Genomic DNA, 24,637 nt, shown 5'->3' with positions numbered 1-24,637 from the left:
GTAATTCCTCATAACTGCAGCTATCCCCATTCTAGTGGAAGGCATCTTTTTCATTTCTCCGTAGACACGCTTTGGATTTTCGCCAGTCGCCATTTTCAAACCAGCTGGTGATTTTACGATGCAGTAATCAACAATGTGCGATTTGAACTTTATAATTGCACCTTGACCACCAATGACATTCGCACTTCCGGGAACAATCATCACAGTTGTGAAGCCACCGTTGAGAGCTCGTTTGATTGCAACATCGTATGGGTTGAATGCATCTATTGCTCGAACATCCGGAGTTACAGGGTCAGTCATCTCGTTGCCATCCTGCATAAAACCTATGCCTTCCTCAAATAGTCCTATATGTGAGTGTGCATCAATGAAACCCGGTAGGACGTATTTTCCCGCTGCATCGATGATTTCAACGTTCTTTTCTTTCAGATTTATGGATTTTGCTATCTTTTTTATCTTTCCGTTTTCTATAAGAAGGTCACCAACAAAAGTTCCAGATGTTATTGTTACAAGAGTTCCTCCCTTTATTAGTTTTTTCATACCTCTTTCACCTCCAAGTTATTGTGGGCTAGCGGTGTTCAAAATGATTATAACACATATAATTCGTAAAGCGAATTAAGAATTCCAGATTTTTCTGAAATTTAACCTTGTTACATGCCCAAAACTTTTGATTTTGTGGTAAAATTCAAAGTAGAATTAAATAATCTAAGAAAGAAAGGTTGAGGGGCTGATGAGATGGGAAATAAGAGAAGTTGATGAAACACTTGTCGACCAGCTTACCAGGGAGCTGGGAATTGACCGTTTGGTGGCAAAACTGTTAGTGCTTCGTGGTATAAAAACTGCCGAAGAAGCTAAGAATTTCTTGTATCCAACAAGAAAAATTTTACGTTCACCATTTCTAATGAAAGACATGGACAAAGCTACTGATATTTTGCTAAGAGCAAGGGATAACCGTGAGAAAGTTGTTGTTCACGGAGATTATGATGTTGACGGTATAACTGGAACTGCCGTATTATACACCTTCCTTTCGGAAAATGGTTGGGATGTAGATTATTTCATTCCTAAGCGTGCGGATGACGGTTATGGAATCCAGTCGCAGTTTGTAGAAGATGCTTATAAAAATGGTGCAAGGGTTCTCTTAACCGTAGACTGTGGAATTACAGCATTTGAAGCTGTTGATAAAGCCAAAGAATTGGGAATGAAAGTTGTGATTACTGACCACCACCAACCCAAAGAAACCTTCCCAAATGCGGATGCTATTGTTAACCCCAAACGTCATGACGAGGAATATCCATTTAAAGAGTTCGCAGGCGTTGGAGTCGCTTATAAACTGGTATCTGCATTGGCTGAAAGGCTTAACATTCATCCGGCAGTTGTTGATGAATTGCTTGACCTCGTGGCGTTGGGAACTGTTGCAGACATGGTCGAGTTACTTGACGAGAACCGTTACATAGTTAAAGAAGGACTTAGAAGATTAAATAATACCGCAAAGCTTGGTATTGTTCGTTTGGTGCAAAAACTTGGGATATCAATCATAAGCTCTCGTGACATCGGCTATAGAATAGCTCCAAAACTCAACGCTGCTGGTAGACTCGATTCGCCAGATGATGCGTTCAAGCTAATCATAACAAAGGACGAAGCAAGTGCTACCGAACTGGCTGAATTGTTGTTGGGTTACAACGTAACAAGGCAAAGTATTGAGGCAAAGATATACAATGAAGCAGTTCAAATGGTTGAAGAAAAAGGCCTCAGTTCACTTCCAATAGTTGTTGCATACGGTCACGGGTGGCACTTGGGTGTTATCGGAATAGTTGCTACAAGGCTTGTTCATTTGTACAATAAACCTGTTATGGTTATTTCTATTGAAGAAGATGGTGTTGCAAGAGGTTCTGCAAGGAGTGTTCAGGGAGTAAACATTATAGAGCTTCTCGAAAGGTTCAGGGATATTTTTGAAGACTTTGGTGGTCATACAATGGCATTAGGATTTAGTCTTAGAGAGGAAAAAATACCAGACTTAATAGAGGCAATTAAAACGCATATAACGGAAGACGATGTAAAAGTTGAGCCTGTCGTTATGATAGATGAGAAGATAACAATCGATGAGATTAATGATGGTATAATAAGGGCCATTGAGTTGCTCGAACCATATGGCCACGGTAACCCGGAACCAGTGTTTCTAATTCAAAACAGTGCTGTTGAAAGATTCAAAATCTTTGGGGAAACTGGGTACAATGTTCGAGTAACGTTAAAAGGTAATAATAAAAGCATAGAAGGAGTCGGTTTTGGATTGAAAATTCAACCATCTGAATTATATGGACTGCAACCACAATTTCTTAGAATGGATGTCGTTGGCAATCTAAGAATGGGAGAAAGTGGTTTGCAACTGAACTTAATAGACTTAAAAGTGACACATGTTAACGATGAAGATTTAGCTGACAGGACATTTATACATTCGTTCATATCGAACTGGCGACAGCAAAGAGAAGAAGATTATGACCATCAACGGATAGAAGATGACATATACCAAAGACTGCCGCGCATTGCTGAACTTGTTGAAATTAAAAGGCCTGCATTGATACGTTTCGATATACCGTATAGAAATGCCTTTTTCTTCCATTTGATGAGAAAGGGAAGAACCCTCATAGTGAATCCTTCAAGCACGGAAGCAATGCATGTCTACGAAAGTTTGCAAAGACACAACATCCCGGGATTAGCACTTGCAAATTCTATCCATCGTGTCGCAGGGAAACATTTGGTAACTAATGCCGTTTACGCAGAAAAATTTCTAGACAACCTTTCTGATTTCGATTTCATTGTGCTTAACGAAATTCATTTTATGAGGAACTTTGACCCGGAACTTTATGAAAAGGTTTTAAGAAAGTTTGGAAAAACTGCGTTTTTCACAACACTGTATACATTTGAAACCAATCTCCCGACTTATGAAGTTAACGGAAAGAGTGATTTTTCAATTGAAGATAAAAGAAATCAACCAAAATCTTTGAACAATTCTAATTCCTCCTTGGTTTATCTGTTTTCCACACACAATTCAGTAGAAGTGTTCTTCAATAATTACATAAAGCGTGTATCAAGCAGAGATACTGTTTTCTACTCGTCTCAACTTGAGCCATTCCAGAGACTGATAATTTCGCATTTGGTGAGGAAAAGAAAGGTAAAAAAACTTATTTCTTCTACCAATAATGATTCGTTGCCTTCGCTTTTTGGAAAGGTCGAAGTAAGGCTTTTTGACTTTCCATATACTTTGAGTGAGATAATAGACACTGTAAGCGGCGAGGGAAACATACTCTTGCAACTGAACTACTCGACTCAAGATGTTTCTAGGAAACGTGATTCGCTCAGAAAACTTTTCCCATCGAAAGAAGAATTGGAGAAAATTGTGGAAGAACTCAACGTATACCTACCAATGAAATTAGAGGAATTCGAACAATTCCTTTCTAACTATAGTGTGCCAAAGGGTGTTATCAAGAGCGTTTACAGAGACCTTGGCGGTATCAGGGAAAACCTTGTTTGTGCTGTTGACTTTGAGCCTGAAAAAATAACAAGACTTAAGGAACGGAACATCGAGTTAGGATACTTTGAACGCTACACCTTGCAAATAGAGTCACTCAACGTCAAGGAAATGTTTAAGCTTATCGATGAAAGGTATCTTTACGATGCAGAACTGATTGTCTAAGTCTTCAATATAGGAGCAGTTAAAACATGGCATTGATAGCAATTGATTACGGAAAAAGCAAGTGTGGATATGCAATAGGTAGTGTCTTTGTAGCTGAAAGTGGAACAATAAAAACCGCAGATTTGGTAAAGAAAATCGAGAGATATGACACAGTTTTGTTCGGTTTACCTCTTTCCATGAGTGGAAACTACTCGACACAAACGTTTGAAGTAATCAAGTTTGCTCTGAAAATCAAAAATTCAGGAAAAAAGGTTTTGTTGCTTGACGAGAGAGTAACCACAAAGATGGCGAAGTCTTTCGAGAAGAAAGATGATGATAGATTCAGCGCAGAACAACTACTCCTTGAGTACATTCAAAATCCAGATAGAGCTATCGAGTTGAAAGAATATAAAGTACTAGAATCCAAACCAGTTTTCTGCAATTTTGCAGTGTTCATAGAAGTTCCTTACGATGGTTCATTCTCTGTAAGAGAAGGTATAGGATTTTCTAAAGATCCATACATTGCTTATACCCTCTATAAACACGGGATTTTCGTGTATAGGGTTTGGAAGGATTTTCGAGAAGCGATTATAAATCTTGAAAAAGCTCCAGAGTACGTTATAATGAACATAGAAAATAGACAGGTTATATCGGAATTAGATATTGAAAATTTGCAAAAATTAATCCTCTTTTTCAAAGTTGTGATAAAATGAACTGTGTTAGCGCGTGCTCGTAGCTCAATTGGATAGAGCGTCGGACTCCGGATCCGAAGATTGCGGGTTCAAGTCCCGCCGAGCACGCCAACAATTTCGATACAAAATAATGCTTAAGATAGAAGGAGGCTACTTTATGAAACCTACAAATTCAAAACTCGAGAAGGTAAAAGCGCGTGTTTTCGAAAAGGATGTAGATGCCATCCTCGTCATAAACATTGAAAATTCCAACAGTGTTACCACAAGATACTTATCTGGGTTCACAGGAAGTTTTTCCGCGCTTTTGATTACACCAAGAAGGCACATAATAATCACAGATTCTAGATACTGGGTACAGGTTAAAGAAGAAAGCACTTTTGAACTTGTTAAGTATGTTCCACCAAGAAGCTTTTTGGATACCGTTGTTGAGTTGATTAGAAATCTCGACTTGAGAAAGTTGGCTTTAGAAAAAGAGCGAATCTCTGCAAGTATTTACGACACACTCAAAGAAAAGCTTCCAGATTGTGAATTTGAGGATATATCTTCGTTGGTTGTGGATGTGAGGTCTGTTAAGGATGAGGATGAAATTGAAACAATGAAAATTGCTGTTGAAATCGCGCAAGAGGCGTTCAAAAAGATGCTAGAAATTGCCAAACCAGGGATGAAAGAAAGAGAACTTGCGGCATATCTTGAGTACCAGATGAAACTGTTGGGAGCAGATGATATAGCATTTGATACTATTATTGCTTCCGGTTACAGGGGAGCGCTTCCACACGGGCGTGCTTCTGACAAAACTATTGGGAAAGGTGAACCTGTAGTCGTTGATTGGGGTGCAAGATATAAGGGTTACAATAGTGACCTAACGCGTGTGTTTTGTATCGGTGAACCAAACTCAAAAGTTAAGGAAGTGCACAGGATAGTTTTTGAAGCCCAGCAAAAAGCTTTGGAAGCTATAAAAGCTGGTGTTACTGGAAAAGAGATAGATGCTATAGCAAGAAATCATATCCAAGAAGCTGGATATGGAGAATACTTCGGTCATGGCTTAGGTCACGGGTTGGGACTTGAAGTCCACGAAAATCCAAGTCTCAGTTTCAGATGGGATAAACATTTACAGCCGGGGCAAGTTGTTACCGTGGAACCGGGCATATATCTCGAAGGTGAATTCGGTATAAGGATAGAAGAAGATGTCGTTGTTAGGGAGAACGGCTGCGAGGTCTTAACAACTTTGACAAGAGAATTGATAATCATTTGAGGGAATGAAAATCGTGGTTGGTCAACATAGCAAAGGTGGGCAAAAACCGCATCAAGGCAAAGGCATCGGTAAAGAATTATCAAAACTGAACCTTATATCCAGTTTAGGATTCACAATTATAGCAAATATCTTAGTTGGTTTCGTCCTAGGTGCTTTTCTGGATAATTTGTTCTCAACTGCAAGGCTTTTTAAAATAGTTTTCATAGTCCTTGGAACCTTATCAGGTGTTTATAACGGGATAAAGTTCCTGATTAAAGAGCTCGAAAGATATGATAAAATAGACAGTGTTGATAGTGGAAACAACAGAGCAACTGACTTCAAGAACCACGAGCATAAGCACGGGGAAGATGAAAAAGATGAGTAACTCTCCAAGTAATGATGTTCTGCGATTTGTGGTAAGGATAATAATCTATTCTTTAGTGGTTTCTTCCGTGACACTTCTTTTAGGTGTGTTATTGAGGCGTTTTAGCTTTGCTTTAGGTGTACTAATTGGCGAGGTTGGTGTTATAATTGGATTAATATCAAGTGTTACAACAAAGGACCGATTTATCAAATTTGGGAAAGGATACCTTAGGACTGGATACCTTTTAAGATATGCTCTTTATGCATCGTTATTCTTGTTGGCATCACTTATTTTGAAAAATCCGACAGAAGGCATATTGGGGGTTTTTGCAGGACTGATGAGTTTAAAAATAGTGGTATTTCTCTTTGCCTGGAGGTGGAAACCTTGAGCAAAAAGAAAATGAGTACCAAAGCAAAAATACAACTAACTATTTTTCTTATAGTTTACATAACAGTCGGACTTTTAAATGCTAAGCTTATGACTGCTCCTCCTTCAGAGGCTCTTAAGAACATAGCTAATCGTTGGATTGTTCAGTTTGGTCCAACAAATGCGTGGTATTACCGTATCAACCCTATGACGGTAATCATGTCTTTTCTTGTAATTATAGTTATACTCGCTTTTGCAAGGTCTGTTCACAAAGAATTTTCTCTTATACCAAGTAGAAAGCAAGCTTTTGCCGAATCTTTAATGGATTTCTTGTACGAGATTGTTGAAAGTAGTGTTCCAAATGAAAAGTATGCAAGAAGTATTTTCAAAATCTCCATGACTTTGTTCATATACATTGCTGTTTCAAACCTTATTGGTGGTTTCATTCCAGGAATTTCGGCAGATGTTTCGATAGCTGAGAATGGTGCAAGGACTGTTAAATTTGTCCTTTTCAGCGATACATGGTTCCCACCCACAGGTGATTTGAACACCAACCTTACTTATGCAGTTATGGTATTCATAATAAGTCAGTATTTTGCAATAAAGACAAAAGGCGTGAAAGGATGGTTAAAAGGATTTCTTGAACCTGTTGCATTTATGCTACCAATGAACATCGTTGGAGAGCTTGCTAAACCTCTGTCACATGCAATGCGTCTTTTTGGCAATGTTACGGGTGGTGGTATACTTGTTTTGGTCATTAGTTATTTAGTCAAATACATGTTCTTACCACCTTTCCTATGGGCTTACTTTGGAATATTCTCAGGTTTAATACAAGCTTTCGTCTTTTCAACGTTGGCAATTGCTTATATGTCTTCACAAATTGAAGGTTGATTAAGTTCAAAAACTTATTACGAGGAGGGAGTATTTATGGAACAACTCACACCTGAGGTTATCAGTGAACTTGCAAAGGCTATTGCAGTTGCGGGGAAGGCTATAGGTGCAGGGCTTGCTATGGGAATTGGTGCTATCGGTCCTGGTATCGGTGAAGGTAACGTTGGTGCACATGCTATGGATGCTATCGCAAGACAACCTGAGTTAACAAACGTAATAACAACACGTATGATTCTTGCCGACGCTATTGCCGAAACAACAGGTATTTATTCTCTTGTTATCGCGTTTTTGATACTTTTTGTGTTGTGAGGCGATCCTTATGGATCTTTTTGAAATTAATTTAACAGCTGTTGTTCAGCTCCTTAGCTTTTTATTCTTGCTATGGATGCTGAACAAGCTTCTCTATAAACCCTTCTTCTCGATGATGGATAAGAGAAGAGAGAAAATAGAAAGCGATTTAGCCGAAGCTGAGCAACTTCGTAAAAGCGCGGACGCAATGAAAAAACAAGCCGAAGAAGAACTTAAGGCTGCGCGTCAAAGAGCAGAGCAGGTTATAGCTGCGGCAGAGAGAGAAGCTGAAAAAATAATCGAGGATGCAAAACAAAGAGCTCAAAAAGAAGCCGAGAAAATAATTATCAATGCTCAATCAGAAATTGAAAGGCAAAGACAAGAGGTTATTTCCCAGGTTCAATCTATAGCAACTGAAATTGCAATTAGCCTTGCAATGAAGGTTTTAAAAGATGTTGTAGATGAAAAGGCAAAGAGAGAATACCTTATGAAAATCATAAGGGAGTATGAAAAATGATGTACTCAGCTATAGCTAGTAAATACGCAATGGCTTTGTACAATGTTTCAAAAGCAAATAACAAGACAGAGGAATATAAAGACAGGCTAAGGGTTTTGGCACAGATATACGACTATATGTCTGTCTTTTTAAATAACCAGGCAATAAAACCTGAGAAGCGTGCTCAGGTTGTTTGTCAATTGATGAACGAATTAGGTTTTCCTGCAGACCAACCTTTCAGTAGATTTGTTTATCTGTTGATAAGTAACAAGAGGCTCAAATATATCAAACAAATACTTGCGTTTTTTGATTTCACTGTTCTTGAAGATAAAGGTCTAATACCTGTTGATTTAACTACTGCTGTCGAATTGAATACCGAAGAAGAACAGTTGCTGTCGGAATTTGTCAAAAAACATACAGGTAGGGAACCGGTGTTCAATGTTAGCGTTGACGAGGATTTAATTGCAGGTGTTGTTATGGAATTTGCCGGAAAAAGGTTCGATGCAAGTATCAAAGGTAGACTTGAGAATTTAGCCCGTAACGTGCTAAGAAGAGAGGGGTGATACCTTGAGATTAAACCCTGGAGAGATTGTAAGAGTTTTGGAAAGTAAAATAGCAGAGTATCAGGAAGAAATAAAGCTTGAAGATGTTGGAAAGGTAATTCAAGTTGGAGATGGTATCGCAAGAGTTTACGGATTGAATAACGTGATGGCAAACGAAATGGTCGAGTTCGTAGAAACCGGAACTAAAGGTTTGGCGTTCAACTTGGAAGAGGATAACGTTGGTATAATAATCCTTGGTGATTACAAAGAAATCAAAGAAGGTCATACAGTCAGAAGACTGAATAGAATCATGGAAGTTCCTGTTGGCGAGGGGCTTCTGGGACGTGTTGTAAATCCTCTGGGAGAACCACTTGACGGCCTCGGACCGATTCAGTACAGCCAAACCCGTCCTGTTGAATTCAAAGCACCAGGTGTTATTTACAGAAAACCTGTCGATACACCTCTCCAGACAGGACTTAAGGTTATAGACTCTTTAATACCTATTGGAAGAGGGCAAAGGGAATTAATAATTGGAGATAGACAGACCGGAAAGACAGCGATAGCCATAGACACTATTATTAACCAAAAAGGAAAAGGAGTTTACTGTATCTACGTGGCAATTGGGCAGAAAGCATCTGCTGTTGCCCGAATAGTTGAAAAACTAAGGCAAACAGGTGCTATGGAATATACAATTGTTGTTGTTGCAACATCTTCAGATCCTGCAACGCTACAATACCTTGCACCATATGCTGGTTGTGCAATGGGAGAATACTTCATGTTTAACGGCAAGGACGCGCTCGTAGTTTACGACGACTTATCCAAACATGCTGTTGCTTATAGGCAAATTTCACTGTTGCTTAGAAGGCCTCCAGGAAGGGAAGCTTATCCCGGCGATGTTTTCTATCTTCATTCAAGGTTATTAGAACGTGCAGCGCGTCTTAATGAAAAATACGGAGGAGGCTCACTTACGGCTCTTCCGATAATCGAAACACAAGCAAACGACATTTCAGCATATATTCCAACAAACGTTATTTCAATTACAGATGGTCAAATATACCTTGAACCAAACCTCTTTTATGCAGGGCAAAGACCCGCTGTTAACATAGGTCTTTCCGTTTCACGTGTTGGTGGAGCGGCACAAATAAAGGCTATGAAACAAGTCGCTGGCTCACTTAAACTTGATTTAGCCCAATACCGAGAACTTGAAACATTTGCACAGTTTGCTACAGAACTCGACCCAGCAACTCAAGCTCAAATAACAAGAGGTCAGAGGTTGATGGAACTCATGAAACAACCTCAATACAGTCCTATGGAAGTTGAAGAGCAGGTAGTTGTACTCTTTGCTGGAGTTAATGGCTACCTTGATGATTTACCAGTCTCGGCGGTTCGACCGTTCGAGGATGGATTTTTAAAGTTTGTGAAAGAGAAGTACAATGATGTTCTTGAGGAAATAAGAACGAGCAAACAAATATCAAAAGAACTTGAGGAAAGACTGCACAAGATAATCAAGGAGTTCAAAGAAGAGTTTGTAAAAGTCTACGGGAAGTGATGTTGAATGAGTCGAGGTAAATTACTCCAGATTAAAAGAAAAATCAACGCCACCCAATCGTTGAAGAAGATAACAAAAGCAATGGAGATGGTTTCAACTGCACGTATTAAAAAGGTTGAAAAAAGATTGCAAATGGCACGGGAGTTTTTAAATGAGACGAAGAAGATAGCAGCCCGTGTTCATTTCGAAGTAAAACATCCGTTTGTGACAGGGCAAGGAAAAAAGGCACTCGTTGTTATAGGAACAGATATGGGCTTGTGTGGGTCATTCCCAACGGAAATTACAAAGAAAGCGATATATGTTGATAAAAAAGAGAACTTTGATCAACTTTACGTTGTCGGAGCAAAGATTGCACCTATATTTAGAAGCAATCCAAAAGTTGTTCGAATATACGAGCATGTCTACGAAACTCCAACGTTCGACTTCATGAAGACTTTGATTAACGACTTGCTGGCAAACGGTGTTGGGACGGTAAAGGTCGTATATGGAAAGTTTAAAAACAAGCTAGCACAAATTCCGGATGTATACGATTTAACACCAATAAGGATGGAGCCAAGTTCCTCTGAAAAAGGTGACAGGTACGAATTTGAACCAGCGGAAGAAAGCTTTCAGAACGCATTAGTAGAATTCTATGCCTCAAGTGTCTTATACGCATTGGCTTTTGAAACAAAAATAAGCGAACTCTACGCACGTCAGAATGCGATGAGAAACGCCACAGAAAACGCAGAAGAGGTTGTTAGACTGTTAACTATCGAATATAACAAAGCACGTCAAGCATCTATAACCCAAGAACTCATAGAAATAGTCACCGGTGCTGATGCATTGAAAGAAGAATGAATAAGAGAAAAGAGTAACTCTTGAGGTGTTAACAAAAAGGAGCGTGGTAAGCGTGTCCAAAAAGTCTATAGGTAAAATTGTAAGGGTAATAGGACCGGTAGTAGATGTAAAGTTCCTAGAAGGTGAACTACCAGACATTTACGATGCACTTGTAGTAACAAATCCACAAACAGGTAAGAAGCTAGTTCTCGAAGTAGAACAGCTCATAGGTGATAATACTGTTAGAACTGTTGCTATGGACAATACTGATGGTTTGGTCCGAGGGTTAGAGGTAGAAAATACCGGTGAGCCGATTAAAGCACCTGTTGGACGTGGAGTTTTGGGAAGAATGGTCAATGTAATTGGTGAACCAATAGACGAACAGGGTGAACTAAAAGATGTAGAATTCTGGCCCATCCACAGACCTGCTCCAAGTATGACAGAGCAAAAGACAGAGATAGAAATCCTTGAAACAGGTTTGAAAGTCATTGATTTGCTTGCACCATTCCCGAAAGGTGGTAAGATAGGGTTCTTTGGTGGTGCTGGTGTTGGAAAAACAGTGCTCGTTATGGAAATGATTCGAAATATAGCTATTGAACACCATGGTTTCTCCATATTTGCTGGTGTTGGTGAACGAACTAGGGAAGGAAATGACCTTTATCTTGAAATGTCAGAAGCAGGAGTTCTAAGCAACACTGTTCTTGTCTTTGGTCAGATGAACGAACCACCGGGAGCAAGGTTTAGAGTTGCTCTTACAGCGTTGACAATAGCCGAATACTTCAGGGATGTTGAAGGTAGAGACGTGTTACTTTTCATTGATAATATCTTCAGGTTTGTCCAAGCTGGTAGTGAAGTTTCTGCTTTGCTTGGAAGAATGCCATCTGCTGTTGGATACCAGCCGACACTATCAACCGATATGGGTGAATTGCAAGAAAGAATAACCTCAACAAAGAAAGGTTCAATCACATCTGTTCAGGCTATATACGTGCCTGCTGACGATATTACAGACCCTGCTCCAGCAACAACGTTCACACACTTGGATGCTACAATAGTCCTTTCAAGGCAACTTGCAGCACTTGGTCTTTATCCTGCTGTTGACCCTCTTGATTCAACCTCGAAGATACTTGATCCAAACATTGTTGGTAAAGAACACTACGAAGTTGCCCGTGGTGTCCAAGAAGTGCTACAAAGGTATAAGGACCTGCAAGATATAATCGCTATACTTGGTATGGAAGAACTCTCTGAAGAAGATAAATTGATAGTTCAAAGGGCAAGAAAAATCCAAAGGTTCCTAACTCAACCAACACACGTTGCTGAGAGATTCTCCGGAATACCAGGAGTTTACGTTCCGATTAAAGAAACAATTAGAGGTTTCAAAGAAATACTGGAAGGTAGGTACGATGATCTTCCAGAAGCTGCCTTCTACATGGTCGGAACAATAGATGAAGCAGTTGAAAAGGCTAAGAAACTAATGAAATCGGCGGTTATATGATATAGAATCACGAAGTCATATTGAACATTTACCTCTGAAAAAAGCTTGATTAGGAGTTGAGCTAGATGAAAATAAAGATAGTTACTCCATACAAAATTGTCGAGTTTAATAATGCAAAATTGATAGTTTTTAAAACTGTAGAAGGTGAAATGGGTGTTCTCGATAAGAGAGCACCCATTATTACAAAGCTAGCGATTTCAGATGTTCGTATTCAAACCGAAGAAGGCGAAGAAAAGCTAAAGGTAATTGATGGTTTTCTCCACTGCGATGGTAACAGTAACGTAGTGATACTTACCGAGGAAGTTGGAAAACCTGAAGAGTTTGATCCACACAAGTTTCGAAAGGAAGAATAAAGTCAACTGAATAAAGTCAACTTAAGATTGTTAGTTCAACTAGTTCAGGTGGATATTTTGGTCAATTTCTAATATCTTTAACGAAGAGGTGAAGGAATCTGAAAACTGCAGTTGTTGTAGATAGTACAACAAAATTGAGGAAAGATTTCCACACAGATATAGAGATATACACCATACCTGTTCGGGTGTTTATAAATGACGAGGAACTCGAGGATTCAGATGATATAACAGATAAGATACTTGAGGCTATTGAGAAGGGCGAAAAAGTGGAAACCTCCTTACCGCGCGTGGATGTGGTTGAAAAAACTTTTCACGAACTGCACAAAAAATATGATGCTGTTTACGTATTGTCAATTTCCTCACTGCTCAGTGGAACATACAATCTTTTCTACACAATAGCAAACAAATACGAGAATGTTTTCGTTTTCGACTCAAAAAGTGTTAGTATACAGAATACTTACGTTTTAGAGAGGATGTTAAAGGATATAGAGCTTGGTAAAAAAATAGAGGAAGATGATATAATATCATATAGAGACGACTCGCTCTTTTTAATAGCCGTTTTCGATGTGACACAGCTTCAAAAAAGCGGAAGAATTGGAAAGATTACTTCAGTATTAGGAAAGATGCTACATGTAAAACCTATTCTTACTATAGCCCGAAATGGTGAGGTCCAGTTAGTCCAAAAAGCCATAGGTATCAAAAAAGTAAAAGAGGTAATCAAAGAGAAAGCAGAGGAATTCGTTGAAAAAGCAAGAAAAAAAGAAAAAGGAATAAGAATTTACGCTGCAGTTGGTAAAGAAGATTACAAAGACTTTATCTACGAAGTAGCACAACTATACGACGTAAAACCTTATTTTGTTGACATCGGACCCGCTGTTACGACGCATGTAGGTAAAGAAGGCTTTGGAATACTCTTGGGTTTAGATTTTTGATTCGTTTTATTGTTATCGTGCCCTAAGGAAGGGGGAACCTCATGAAAAACATATACCTCTTCGACAGTTCTGTAGATTATCAACCTGGTCTTGAATTTGGAGTTCCGACCGATATGTTCCCACTGCGTGTGTATATAGATGACACGGAATACATCGATAAGGTAACGATAACTGATGAACAGTTTTATAACTTTTGTCTCTCCGGAGCTAAGGTTTCAACGTCGCAACCGAAACCCGAAATGATGAGAGAAAAATTGACAAAATACTCAAAAGAATACGAAAACGTATACGTAGTCACGATATCTCAGAAACTAAGTGGAACGTACGATACTATTTCATCCATTGTTAAAGAGGAAAAGCTGAAAAATGTGACAGTCTTGGACTCCAAAAGTGGGAGTGTAAAAACAACGTATGTTTTGTATCGAGTTATTAACGCAGTAGAAAATGGCTTAAAGGTTACCCAGGAAATTGTCGATACATTTGTAAAAGATAGTTTATTGGTTTTTTCAGTCTCTTCACTTGAATATCTCGAACGTGGGGGAAGGATAGGCCATGCGAAGGCACTTCTTGGGAAACTTTTAAGGATTAAACCTATTCTTACAACAACAGAGGATGGTTATACTGCTTCGTTAGGAATGGAAAGAACACATGATGGACTTATAAGACGGATGAGAGAACTTACTAAAGAATTTATGGCAAAAATTGGAAGTCATATTGTAATTGGCGGATACGGAGTTTCCTACATGAAAGAACATCTCGACAAACTCTTGGAAGGGTTCAATGTTCACTCGATAGCACGAATAGGACCAGCAATTGCTGCACATGTTGGGCCAGAGGTATTTGGACTGGTAGTTGGAAGGGGGTATTAGTTGATGATTAAGGATTATTTAAACAGCGTTATCGAGGAAAAGTCTTCAAAAGACTTTATAGTTTTTTCGTCTGTGATTTTTTCGTTAGGTTTCGTCCTATCGATAATTTCTAATGCGTTCTTTTTCATTAATCATCCAGTAGTGAAGGTCTTTATCGGGATTGCGAATACGGTTTTCTTTATTGGTGTTGTGGGTATTAGTGTGGTTCTTTCAAAATGGTTCAAAAATACCGATGAAAAGCTTTATGCTCTTGCAAATTTATACCTTACGTTCACATTAGTCTTTGCTTTTATGTCCTACTTTGTTCCGTTTCTTTTCTTAGTAACTGTAGCACTTATCATTGCATTGATTATGACTGCAAAAAAGTTTATTCTTGGAGAAGAGCAATTGTTTGTTGGTAAATTGGTCTCTTATTTCTTTATCACTTTGTCTTTCTACACGATGGAGCTTGTGACTGAGCTGAACGAACAAATCATGCGGAGGTGATTCTATGGACATCAAGACATTCGCTCGCGGCTTTGAACTATCAGAAGCTATCGAAAGTTACCTCAACAAAAGGTTAGAAACAGTCAAAAGGGCATTACAAACTTTTGTTTCACGGGATGATGTGAACATCGAAGCGCGTTTTGACAAAGATGGACCATATTACACCCTAAGGTTGATGACACACATCAATGGTAAAGATATTGTTGTTCAGGAAAAAGCAAATGATATTTATGGTGTTATTGACACTGCAACTGACGCTTTTGAAAAATCGGTCAAGCGAGAAAAGGAGCTGCACAAATCCTATCATAAATCCAATGTCAAGGGACTAACCGAGGCAATGGTTGAAGAGCTTGCTCCAAGATATGAAATCGAGGAAGAAGAAGACAAAATAGATACAGTTAAGAGGGTTTACCTGATGCAGGCAACACTGGAGGAAGCAATTGCTCAGATGGATGTTATGGGACATCAGTTCTTTGTCTTTAGAAACGTTGATACCGGTGAGATAAATATGATTTACAGAAAGAACGGAAAGTACGGATTGATAGAATTCCAAGAATAATGATAAAGTTAAAAAGCAAAGTGCCCCGTGACGGGGCACTTTGCTGTATAAAATACAGTAAAAAATACAGTAAGTTGTTTCAGAGGATTCCTATAATTTTTTTCATCTTTTCAATAACCTCTTTTGGATTTCTTCCAAAAATCCTAATCATCGCTTCCTTTCCCCAGAATCCTTCATCATATATTATATCTGGTATCTTTCCAAATGTTTTGTATGCTTGTTGAATCATCCATTCCATTGATTTTCCGTCAACACTTTTGACATCTTCCGGTTCGGAATTTCTATCATATTTGAAAACTGTTAATCCGGATTTGATAGCATTATCAATATACTCAGCACAATACCTAACATTTGTGACACATCTTATATGGGGCGAAAAGGATTTTGCAACAAGTGCCATTCTTGCTGTGTGAGAATAATCAGCAAAAGACGCATCCGAAACGAAAACAGGTTTTCCTTCTTTTAGTCGAATCCTTCCTGGAAATTTAGCAACTTCAAATTCATCTTTTGACCACGGTAACGCATACGAGACGTTTTGTCCGACCTCTGGAATAGTTTTTTCTCCAACTGTTAAGAGCTCTTTCTTTACACTGTTCAATGAATCGAGTACGTCAAACTTCATCCAATCTCTTGCAAGCATTTCCGGTTGCACTTGCTGATTGCTTTTTTCAAGGACTTTTTGCAATATCTCTATAGAAGCCTTTACAGCTTCTTCTGGAGAATAACCAAGGTACAGATGCCCCGCAAATAAGCTAGAAAATGCACATCCCGTTCCGTGGTATCTTCCTGGTAATCGCGTTGTTTCAAAAGCAAGGCGACCAAACTTTACAATCACTTTTTCAGCTTCTTTTCCATGACCCCCTGTTACGACAACTCTATCTGAAGGTTCTAACCCTAATATACCTGCCTCTTCATTATTCAGAATTACGAAATCAGCATAGGTCAAGTTCTCCTTGACAATTTCAGGGGGTTCAAAATCATAGCCAGAACTTGAACGTAAAACTATGTTCCAAACGATGACTGCTGATGGATATTTTTCCCTTATGAGCCTAAGCATCTCCGGGGATATCAAACCTACTTTTATAATGCCCGGTTCGGGGAGGACGGATAATTCTTGATCTATTTCTTCCCATTTGCGGAATCTCGCAAGAAAAACCTTGTGGGTATTTTGGATAGTATACGCACTAACAACACCCATAGCACTGATTCCTAATAAAGCGAATGACTTAATATCTTGTAAAATTCCTGCCCCAGCTGATGGGTCAAATCCTGAAATTACCATTACTCTTTTCTCAGATGTATCGCTCATCAAAGCATCACCTCCAAGAATTCTATTAATTTTGACAACTGGTTAGGACAGTCGTTAGAAGGTTCTGCGACAAAGTCCACACCATCAAATTCCTTTATTACATCTAAAACTCTTCTAAAGTTGAAAGAATCCCCCCACGGCGCGTGGTGGCATTGCTCATAAGTTCTTAGATCAGCATAGTAAATGTGAAATTCAGTTATGAAGTCCGCTAATTTCTCAATAAAATAAACAGGGTCAAAATCGTAAACTTCGGAGTCAATTAATAAATGCCCGATGTCTAAACACATTGTGCAACCAGTCTCCTTAAGAACAAATAAATAATCATCTGGTGAATGGAAATAATCATTCATATAAACGTTTTCCAGACGAGTTTCAATGATTTTGTTTAATTCATAGAAGTGTTCAAGGCTTTCCATGACGATACCGTAAACGTCTTTCCAAGCCTCATTTTGTTTCGCATTTGGAAAGTGAACAACAACGTATTCTGCACCAAAACTTTTGGCAAAACTTGCGCTTTCAATGTTAACTACGTAGGTATCCTTTCTTAAATTTATATCTAATGAAGTTGGATTTGGATGAACTGCTGCGTATCTAAAAACAAATGGCAAATGGATACCAAATGGTTTACCACGTTTCTCTAGAAATTCTTTTAATGTGTCCAAGTCTTGCTTTTGAAAAAACGTTAATTCATACAATTCTGCAAACGGCAGTTCTTCTATCTTTAATATATTTGCTCGAATAGTGCTTGTGGAAATCCCTTTCCTCTTTTTGCAGCGATAACCTTTCATTTGTTTATTTTTCCTCCGCAAAATCTTTAGTTATTTTTATGGCACAGAAAGGTCCACACATAGAACAACCGTCATCTGTATATTTCATCTTCTCAAATTTTCTTTGAGCCCTTTCCGCATGTATGGCAAGTTTGAACATCTTATTCCAGTCAAAATCCCTTCTTGCTATCGCCATTTCTTCTTCTAATTTCATTGCTTTTCTGTTGCCACGTGCAACATCTGCAACAACTGCCGCGATTTTTGCCGAAATTACTCCTTCCTTTACTTCCTCAGCATCCGGTAACCCTACATGTTCTGCAGGAGTTACATAACATAGAAAATCACAGCCATAATAACCTGCCAATGCACCACCAATTGCACTAACAATATGGTCATAACCAACTCCTCTATCTGTTGGAAGTGGTCCAAGAAGAAATATAGGTCGTCCCAATCCTATCTTTTTCATAAGCTTCACGTTCAATTCGATTTCATTTAAAGGAACATGTCCTGGACCTTCCAACATAACTTGCACACCAGCATCGTAAGCTTTCAGAACAAGTTCTTGCATAAAAAAGAGTTCTTCAAGTTGCTGGGGATCCGTAGAATCCACAATAGCACCTGGTCTCATCCCATCACCTAAGCTTAGTGTAATATCATACTCCCTTGCGATTTGAAGTATCTCATCAAAATGTTCGTAGAATGGGTTTTCCTTATTGTTTTTAATCATCCAACCAGCAATAATCGAACCCCCACGGCTGACAATCTTCAAAATTCTCTTTGAGTTTTTCAATTTCTCCAGCACTCGCTTTGTTATCCCAACATGAATTGTCATAAAATCAATACCATCTTCAGCATGTTGAAGAACCATGTTGATGAAATCCTTTTCAGAAAAATCTACCACGTTCCTCTTTTCCGCGTAGGCCTTTACAGCCGAATCATATATAGGAACAGAACCAACCGGGGCAGGGCTTCTTTTCACAATTTCCCTTCGCATCTCTGATAAATTACCCCAGGTCGATAAGACCATCACAGCATCAGCACCAGCATTCAACGCTACTTCTAACTTTCCTAACTCTTCTTCTAAGGAGGAATATCCAACGGATGTGCCTATATTTGCGTTGACCTTTACTGTCATTTGTTCACCTATTGCTACTGGCCTTTCCAAACTGTGTAATTTATTTCTTGGTATCACGACTTTTCCATCGGCAACCAGTGCTCTGAGCCTTTCAAACTCGATACCCTCAAACTCAGCGCAATACTTCATTTCCTTTGTGATAAGCCCAGCACGTGCCAATTCGAGTTGCGTCATATTCTCGTCTCCCTATCAATTTTCGCTACTTCTCTTCTTAAACCATCCTCGATTAGTTCTGCAGCTCTAAGACCTGACAAAATCATTCCACCGAAGATAGGTCCCATTCTTGGACCACCACCAACGCTTACTGCGGCCATCCCCATTACATAAAGTCCAGGGTAAATTTCTCTTGTTCCTTCCACAACAAATTTCTCACCATTTTCCGCATCCATGGGGAATTCATATTCAACAGTTCCACAACTACATAGATTTTCGGTAGAACCAGTAACAGAGAGCAGAATTCCGCGTTTAGAAAGCAATCTTACGAGGTTAGCTGGATGTCCTGTCCCATCGACTGTAAACTTTGCAATAACGCTTATCGGATCAACGTGCAATCTTTCTCTAATTGTTGGCATCCAATTTATTACAACTCCAGAAACCCTTTTGTCGTACATTACAAGGTCTTCAACAAAAACATTGTTAAACACTAATGTTCCTGCTTTTGTGGTGTGATACAATAATGCCGATGCGAAGTGTACAGAGTCAACAACCAAAAACTCCCCAAATTCTTTGTAGTTAACACCAAGTTCTTCCACATAGCCTTTCAATTCTCTTTCAAGTACCAACTCATTGAACATCATTCCTCCACCCCAAATGCCTCCACCTGGTTCGTTCTTCGCTTCAAAAATTGCGACCTTGTACCCTTTCTTAGAAAGTGCAAGAGAAAGTGCAAGAGCGCTAGGACCACATCCTGCGATAGCTACGTCAACTTCCAAACCTTTGTTCAACTTTTCAAAAAAACTTTCGACTATCAACCTGGAGATAATCAAATCTTTCTTCATCCTTTTACACCTCCATGCAAAACTTTTCAGAAAATAAAATCCCTCCGAATTTCTCGGAGGGACTGTTCAGTTAAAAACATTTTATTAGATTTCTATCTTTCTTTGTATTGCCCATGTCCCTCCGCCGGTATTACCCGGATCAGGTTCAAAGGGTCGAAGGGTTGCCCCCTTCCTCTCAGCCCCGCAGTATGGAGCTCCCCTCTGGGCTATTTAATTTTTTCACTTACAATATATCACTTCAGAACCACAAAGTCAAGAAAAGTATGAAAAAACAAAACGACGTTTATAGTAAGAATTTACAGAAAATCTTAAATTTCGCGGAAAATAGGAATTTATTGTCCAGACATCATAAGATTTTAGTTGACAAATAATTATAGACTTAGTATAATCTAATTAGATGTAAGTTAATTTTATCACAAAAATATTTCGAAGTGCAAATTACAAAACTCTTCAATATGAGAGGAGGAAAAGCTGTGAAGGTAGTAGTTATTGGTTGCACACATGCAGGAACGGCTTTCACCACGACAGCAAAAAGGCTTTATGGTGACAAAGTCCAAATAACGGTGTATGAACGAAACGACACAGTTTCATTTCTCTCTTGTGGGATTGCCCTCCATGTTGGTGGAGTAGTAAAAGACCCCATGAAGCTCTTTTATTCCTCGCCCAAGGTTCTCTCAGATTTGGGAGCAAAAATGATGATGAGGCACGAAGTAATTGATGTTAACATCGAAGAAAAAGCAGTTCTTGTCAGAAATCTCGAAAATGGCGAAACTTTCAAAGAAACCTTTGATAAACTTGTGATAACTACTGGTTCTTGGCCCATAATTCCAAATGTTCCAGGTGTTGAGTTGAAAGGTATAATGCTTTCAAAGAATTTTTACCATGCACAAGACATTGTAAAACACTCAAAAAATGCCAACAAGATAACTATAGTCGGAGCTGGTTACATAGGCGTTGAGCTTGCAGAAGCCTTTAGGCATAATAATAAAGAAGTAGTCTTGATAGATATAGCAGATAGAATATTAGCCAAGTATTTGGACAAGGAATTTACCGATATACTCGAAAATGAGCTTACTGTAAATGGGATTAAGTTGGCGCTGGGGCAAAAAGTTGTGAAATTTGAAGGAGAAGATGGTTTTGTGAAAAAAGTCATAACAGACAAGGACTCCTTCGATACCGATATGGTTGTGTTAGCTACAGGTTTCAGACCAAATACAGACCTATTCAAAGGCAAATTGGAGATGTTGCCCAACGGTGCATTGATTGTTGACTCTTATCTGCACACGTCTCATCCTGATATTTTTGCCGCAGGTGATAGTGCAGCGGTTTGGTATACTCCAACTAACAGTTACGAATATATCCCTCTTGCTACAAATGCCGTAAGAATGGGAACTATAGTCGCATACAATATATTTGAGGACAGACTTAAATACTCAGGGACTCAAGGGACATCGGGTGTGAAGGTGTTTTCTTACAACGTTGCCACTTCCGGCTTAAATGAATTGCTTGCTCAAGAGAAAGGTATAAACTATGGAACGATTTACGGTGTAGAAAACAACAGACCAGAATTTATGCCAGAGTATGAACCTGTTTATGTTAAGCTTCTTTACAGAAAAGACGACCACACAATAATAGGTGGACAAGTTATGTCGAAAGCAGATGTTACAGAAAGTGCGAACACGTTATCAATTGTTATGCAGAACAAGATGACAGTCAAAGACCTGGCATTTGCTGATTTCTTCTTCCAGCCATATTTCAACAAACCTTGGAACTTCTTGAACACCGTCGCATTGAAAGCTCTGGAAAGATTAGTTTAACCTTCGGAATCTTTCGGAAAGATAAGCTGACTTTTTGGTTAAAGATACTTGAGCAGAAAGCATCTGAACCAAAGACACTTTTACAGACCCGGGGACGTTGTCTTCCGGGTTTTTATTTTGTATTATCTCGAAAAAAGTTAAACAGGTATTTGAAACTAACCTGCGTAGGTGTATAATTATGTCAGGAAAGTTTGTAATACGAACAATAATGCATAAAAATTCATATGTTAAAAAGCCGGAGGTGAGAGGATGGAACTGAAAGATGTCATCCTAAAACGAAGGAGCATAAGAAAATTCAAAAATAAGGAAATCTCACCAGAAACTCTTGCGGAAATTGCAAAGTATGCTTTATTGGCTCCAAGTGGGAGGAACTCTAGACCTGTTGATTTGGTTATTGTAACCGAAAAAGACAAAATCGAACGCATAATGAAAGCAAGAGAAGGAGCGTTCTCATTCCTAAAAACTGCACCTGCATGTATAATTGTCACAGCAAATGAGGCCAGTTCAACCTGGATGTCAGATGCCTCTATTGTGGCAACGTATATACAGCTTCTATGTGTTGATTACGGACTCGGAAGTTGCTGGGGTCATGCGCATGACCGCTTCCAAGATGGGGTGTCAGTCGAAGGAAAGATTAAAGAGATTGTTGGTATTCCAGATGGTTACAGGGTGCTTTGCGTGATAGGAATTGGATATCCAGACGAAGAAAAAGATGCGCATACGTTAAAAGAAGTTGATGATAACAAAATCCATGTAGAGAAATGGTAGGTTCTTTTATTGCATCCTAATGTGATGAGGAGGAAAGAACCATGAGAGGAGTTAACAAAACGAAAGAAAACAACTCTATCAGAACGAACAAGGACCAAGTTGTTCAGCTTTCGATATTGGTTGAGGTGGCACACCCTGTTGTCCGTATGCCTGTTGTAGATGGTAATGGCACTTCGTTTTACATTCCCGGAGTTGGAGGTATCACATACAACTTCGGGCTTGGTGACAGTGCATTCAAGATGCATGGTGACCATATCGAACCTGATGTTAGCGCCAAAAACAAAGACAAGGATTTAAATCCAACTTGTATGGCTCTTGCATGCATTGGGAACGAAGCAACATTAATATCCGGAGATGCGAAAGGCATGAAAGGATACGTAATAGGAAAACATGGAGGAATAGATCACATATTAATCTGGTTCCCTGAGAAAGAGAAGCTGGCAATCGGAGATAAGATACAGATTAAAGCCTGGGGGCAAGGACTTGAAATAGTTAATTATCCTGAAGTAAAAGTCATGAATATTGACCCCGATTTGTTTGAAAAGATACCAATAAAAATTAAGAATAGAAAATTACACGTCCCAGTCACGGCAATCGTTCCTGCACACTTAACAGGTTCTGGAATTGGGGCGGGTAATCCAGCATCTACCGATTATGATATGAATACCTTAGATAAAGAAGAAATTAAGAAGTTTAAACTTGATAAAGTAAGGATAGGAGATTTAGTTGCAATATCAGACCATTACAACGGTTACGGAGCCGGAGGTTACAAAGAAGGTGCCGTTTCAATAGGTGTTGTCGTTCATTCGAACTGCTACAAAACAGGACATGGTCCCGGTATGGTAATAATAATGACATCAAAAGAAGATAACATAGTGCCAGTTCTCGATAAGGATAGTAACATAAAAAACTACCTTAATATCTGATGAGTAAAAATTTATTCCCACCCGGAAAAGGGTGGGATTTTTATTCTCTACTGTAAAAGCCAGAATATTTAAGAAAATGTGCAATATCGAGAATATATTTCAAATATTACTGATTTCTCAAACCAATCCTCGAAATATTTTCGAATTTCAATATATCTTTTATGATGTTAAAGGTGCTATAATCTGAAAGGTGATTCATATAAAATATGATATATGATTCATCTTTTAACATACACAGTTAAAACTTACTTTGAACATAAAGGAGGTTTACTAAGATGAAGTACGCAAAGATTATTTCCTCTGGAATGTATGTTCCCAAGAAAGTGATGACGAATGCGGAGTTCGAAAAGCTAACGATGTTTACTATTGACCCATATTTCTCAGATGTGATTGGTATCAATCACAGACATATTTCAGAAGAGTGGGAGACTCCTACTTACATGGCTGCAGAAGCAGCTAAAAAGGCACTTGCTCGAATTGGTATGAAACCGGAAGAAATTGATTTGATAATTGTTGGTACAGATACTCCGGAAGCGGTATCCCCACCAGATGCTCCAAGGGTTCAGTACCTCATAGGTGCCCACAAAGCAGAACCACTTGCTTTTAACGTAAATGCTTCATGTGCAAATGGAGCGTTGATGCTTGATATCGCAGCAAGGTATATAGCCATGGGGGATTACAAGAATGTCCTCGTTATAGGCACATATGCGATGACCAAGTTTCTAAGTTGGAAATATTCATGGGAAGCTCTTTTCAGTGATGGTGCAGGTGCACTAATACTTACGGCTTCGGACGAACCTGGGTTTATAGGTAGTGTGGCACGCGCTGACGGTAGTTGGTGGCAAAACTGGGGAATATACATAGGGGCAGGCACCATGAACTTGGCAGGTTTTGAAAGAGGGCTTCACAAACTGGATCTCAGAGCGGCTTACCCATCTACAGTCAACGAAGAAGGATGGCCCATGTTGATTAATAAACTTATGGAAAAATACAACATCACAAAAGATGAAATAGGTATGATATTCTTTACACAAGTGAGGAAAAAGACAATCGAAAAGGTTATGGAAACGCTTGGGCTGCCCATAGAAAAAGCACATATGATTATGCATAAGTACGGTTACACTGGTTCTGCATGTGTGTACATGGCCTACGATGACGCGTTTGATGAAGGAAAAATTGAGCAAGTGAAAGGTAAAGTAGTTATTTTCTTGACATCCGGTGTTGGATATCAGCAAGTTGCTACTGCTTTTAGAATATGATGTTTAGACCTTTGTTGATTATTTCTCACTTTTTTCGAATCGCTTTGGGAAGGTGTGGAGGTAAT

General features: G+C 39.0%; 26 protein-coding genes, 1 tRNA gene and 1 riboswitch (1 of these 28 cut by a window edge). Of the genes, 22 read left to right on the top strand and 5 right to left on the bottom strand.

The window, feature by feature from the left end; all coding sequences use genetic code 11:
- Positions 1-537 carry the 5' portion of an amidohydrolase gene (locus FERPE_RS03255; RefSeq protein ID WP_014451254.1) on the bottom strand. The gene continues 624 nt to the left of window position 1, outside the view, so only the first 537 of its 1,161 coding nucleotides appear in the window; the start codon lies at positions 535-537; the stop codon falls past the left edge of the window.
- A 190-nt stretch (positions 538-727) separates the two neighbouring features.
- Here FERPE_RS03255 and recJ point away from each other — a divergent pair, with 190 nt between their 5' ends.
- The 18 genes from recJ (at position 728) to FERPE_RS03165 (ending at position 15,593) form a co-directional block, all read left to right on the top strand.
- A complete protein-coding gene (gene recJ / locus FERPE_RS03250; protein WP_014451253.1) occupies positions 728-3,688 on the top strand; it encodes a single-stranded-DNA-specific exonuclease RecJ in 2,961 nt (986 codons plus the stop codon).
- A gap of 26 nt (positions 3,689-3,714) precedes the next feature.
- Positions 3,715-4,380 carry a Holliday junction resolvase RuvX gene (ruvX, locus tag FERPE_RS03245; RefSeq protein ID WP_014451252.1) on the top strand — a complete coding sequence of 222 codons (666 nt, stop codon included), beginning with the start codon at positions 3,715-3,717 and terminating at the stop codon, positions 4,378-4,380.
- Between the two features lie 13 nt (positions 4,381-4,393).
- Positions 4,394-4,470 (top strand) — tRNA-Arg (locus FERPE_RS03240).
- Positions 4,471-4,516: 46 nt separating this feature from the next.
- On the top strand, positions 4,517-5,611 hold the full coding sequence (locus FERPE_RS03235) for a M24 family metallopeptidase (protein ID WP_014451251.1): 1,095 nt from the start codon (positions 4,517-4,519) through the stop codon (positions 5,609-5,611).
- Positions 5,612-5,615: 4 nt separating this feature from the next.
- Entirely contained in the window at positions 5,616-5,975 is a 360-nt protein-coding gene (locus FERPE_RS03230; protein ID WP_082204735.1) for an AtpZ/AtpI family protein, read from the top strand.
- Positions 5,968-6,342, top strand: a complete 375-nt coding sequence (locus FERPE_RS03225; RefSeq protein ID WP_014451249.1) for a hypothetical protein — start codon at positions 5,968-5,970, stop codon at positions 6,340-6,342. Before FERPE_RS03230 ends, FERPE_RS03225 begins: the two co-directional genes overlap by 8 nt.
- Positions 6,339-7,211 carry a F0F1 ATP synthase subunit A gene (gene atpB, locus FERPE_RS03220; RefSeq protein ID WP_014451248.1) on the top strand — a complete coding sequence of 291 codons (873 nt, stop codon included), beginning with the start codon at positions 6,339-6,341 and terminating at the stop codon, positions 7,209-7,211. Before FERPE_RS03225 ends, atpB begins: the two co-directional genes overlap by 4 nt.
- A 36-nt stretch (positions 7,212-7,247) precedes the next feature.
- Entirely contained in the window at positions 7,248-7,520 is a 273-nt protein-coding gene (locus tag FERPE_RS03215; protein WP_014451247.1) for a F0F1 ATP synthase subunit C, read from the top strand.
- Between the two features lie 10 nt (positions 7,521-7,530).
- Positions 7,531-8,016: a F0F1 ATP synthase subunit B gene (atpF, locus tag FERPE_RS03210; RefSeq protein WP_014451246.1), complete on the top strand. Its 486-nt coding sequence runs from the start codon at positions 7,531-7,533 to the stop codon at positions 8,014-8,016.
- Positions 8,013-8,558: a F0F1 ATP synthase subunit delta gene (locus FERPE_RS03205; protein ID WP_014451245.1), complete on the top strand. Its 546-nt coding sequence runs from the start codon at positions 8,013-8,015 to the stop codon at positions 8,556-8,558. The genes atpF and FERPE_RS03205 overlap by 4 nt, the downstream gene beginning before the upstream one ends.
- 4 nt (positions 8,559-8,562) lie before the next feature.
- A complete protein-coding gene (atpA, locus tag FERPE_RS03200; protein WP_014451244.1) occupies positions 8,563-10,086 on the top strand; it encodes a F0F1 ATP synthase subunit alpha in 1,524 nt (507 codons plus the stop codon).
- Between the two features lie 6 nt (positions 10,087-10,092).
- Positions 10,093-10,923 carry an ATP synthase F1 subunit gamma gene (gene atpG, locus FERPE_RS03195; protein ID WP_014451243.1) on the top strand — a complete coding sequence of 277 codons (831 nt, stop codon included), beginning with the start codon at positions 10,093-10,095 and terminating at the stop codon, positions 10,921-10,923.
- A 52-nt stretch (positions 10,924-10,975) separates the two neighbouring features.
- Positions 10,976-12,394, top strand: coding sequence for a F0F1 ATP synthase subunit beta (gene atpD, locus FERPE_RS03190; protein ID WP_014451242.1), 1,419 nt, complete (start codon positions 10,976-10,978; stop codon positions 12,392-12,394).
- 65 nt (positions 12,395-12,459) lie between these two features.
- Entirely contained in the window at positions 12,460-12,747 is a 288-nt protein-coding gene (locus tag FERPE_RS03185) for a F0F1 ATP synthase subunit epsilon (RefSeq protein ID WP_014451241.1), read from the top strand.
- A 98-nt stretch (positions 12,748-12,845) separates the two neighbouring features.
- Complete coding sequence (locus tag FERPE_RS03180; RefSeq protein ID WP_082204734.1) at positions 12,846-13,679, top strand: DegV family protein; 834 nt, start codon at positions 12,846-12,848, stop codon at positions 13,677-13,679.
- A gap of 41 nt (positions 13,680-13,720) precedes the next feature.
- On the top strand, positions 13,721-14,548 hold the full coding sequence (locus tag FERPE_RS03175) for a DegV family protein (protein WP_014451239.1): 828 nt from the start codon (positions 13,721-13,723) through the stop codon (positions 14,546-14,548).
- Positions 14,549-14,551: 3 nt separating this feature from the next.
- The gene (locus FERPE_RS03170; RefSeq protein WP_014451238.1) at positions 14,552-15,034 is read left to right on the top strand and encodes a hypothetical protein; all 483 of its coding nucleotides are present in this window, start codon (positions 14,552-14,554) and stop codon (positions 15,032-15,034) included.
- Positions 15,035-15,038: 4 nt separating this feature from the next.
- Complete coding sequence (locus FERPE_RS03165; RefSeq protein WP_014451237.1) at positions 15,039-15,593, top strand: ribosome hibernation promotion factor; 555 nt, start codon at positions 15,039-15,041, stop codon at positions 15,591-15,593.
- Between the two features lie 79 nt (positions 15,594-15,672).
- Here the strand turns inward: FERPE_RS03165 and FERPE_RS03160 are convergent, their stop codons facing one another.
- From FERPE_RS03160 to FERPE_RS03145, 4 genes are read right to left on the bottom strand one after another with little or no spacing between them, the layout of a single operon-like run.
- Entirely contained in the window at positions 15,673-16,902 is a 1,230-nt protein-coding gene (locus FERPE_RS03160) for a thiamine-phosphate synthase family protein (RefSeq protein WP_014451236.1), read from the bottom strand.
- Entirely contained in the window at positions 16,902-17,690 is a 789-nt protein-coding gene (locus FERPE_RS03155) for a sugar phosphate isomerase/epimerase family protein (protein ID WP_014451235.1), read from the bottom strand. The genes FERPE_RS03160 and FERPE_RS03155 overlap by 1 nt, the downstream gene beginning before the upstream one ends.
- 4 nt (positions 17,691-17,694) lie before the next feature.
- On the bottom strand, positions 17,695-18,978 hold the full coding sequence (gene thiC, locus FERPE_RS03150; RefSeq protein ID WP_014451234.1) for a phosphomethylpyrimidine synthase ThiC: 1,284 nt from the start codon (positions 18,976-18,978) through the stop codon (positions 17,695-17,697).
- Positions 18,975-19,802 carry a sulfide-dependent adenosine diphosphate thiazole synthase gene (locus FERPE_RS03145; protein WP_014451233.1) on the bottom strand — a complete coding sequence of 276 codons (828 nt, stop codon included), beginning with the start codon at positions 19,800-19,802 and terminating at the stop codon, positions 18,975-18,977. Before FERPE_RS03145 ends, thiC begins: the two co-directional genes overlap by 4 nt.
- Before the next feature lie 98 nt (positions 19,803-19,900).
- Positions 19,901-20,013: riboswitch (TPP riboswitch) on the bottom strand.
- A gap of 262 nt (positions 20,014-20,275) precedes the next feature.
- Here FERPE_RS03145 and FERPE_RS03140 point away from each other — a divergent pair.
- The 4 genes from FERPE_RS03140 (at position 20,276) to FERPE_RS03125 (ending at position 24,572) form a co-directional block, all read left to right on the top strand.
- The gene (locus tag FERPE_RS03140) at positions 20,276-21,619 is read left to right on the top strand and encodes an FAD-dependent oxidoreductase (RefSeq protein WP_014451232.1); all 1,344 of its coding nucleotides are present in this window, start codon (positions 20,276-20,278) and stop codon (positions 21,617-21,619) included.
- A 249-nt stretch (positions 21,620-21,868) separates the two neighbouring features.
- Positions 21,869-22,387 carry a nitroreductase family protein gene (locus FERPE_RS03135; protein WP_014451231.1) on the top strand — a complete coding sequence of 173 codons (519 nt, stop codon included), beginning with the start codon at positions 21,869-21,871 and terminating at the stop codon, positions 22,385-22,387.
- Positions 22,388-22,464: 77 nt separating this feature from the next.
- Positions 22,465-23,313, top strand: a complete 849-nt coding sequence (locus tag FERPE_RS03130; protein WP_041263178.1) for a DUF4438 domain-containing protein — start codon at positions 22,465-22,467, stop codon at positions 23,311-23,313.
- 275 nt (positions 23,314-23,588) lie between these two features.
- On the top strand, positions 23,589-24,572 hold the full coding sequence (locus tag FERPE_RS03125; RefSeq protein ID WP_014451229.1) for a 3-oxoacyl-ACP synthase III family protein: 984 nt from the start codon (positions 23,589-23,591) through the stop codon (positions 24,570-24,572).
- Positions 24,573-24,637 lie beyond the last annotated feature (65 nt).

Origin of the sequence: Fervidobacterium pennivorans DSM 9078 (assembly GCF_000235405.2) — a bacterium.
In the GTDB taxonomy this organism is placed as follows: Bacteria; Thermotogota; Thermotogae; order Thermotogales; family Fervidobacteriaceae; genus Fervidobacterium; species Fervidobacterium pennivorans.
This window is presented reverse-complemented; position numbering and strand designations above follow the sequence as displayed.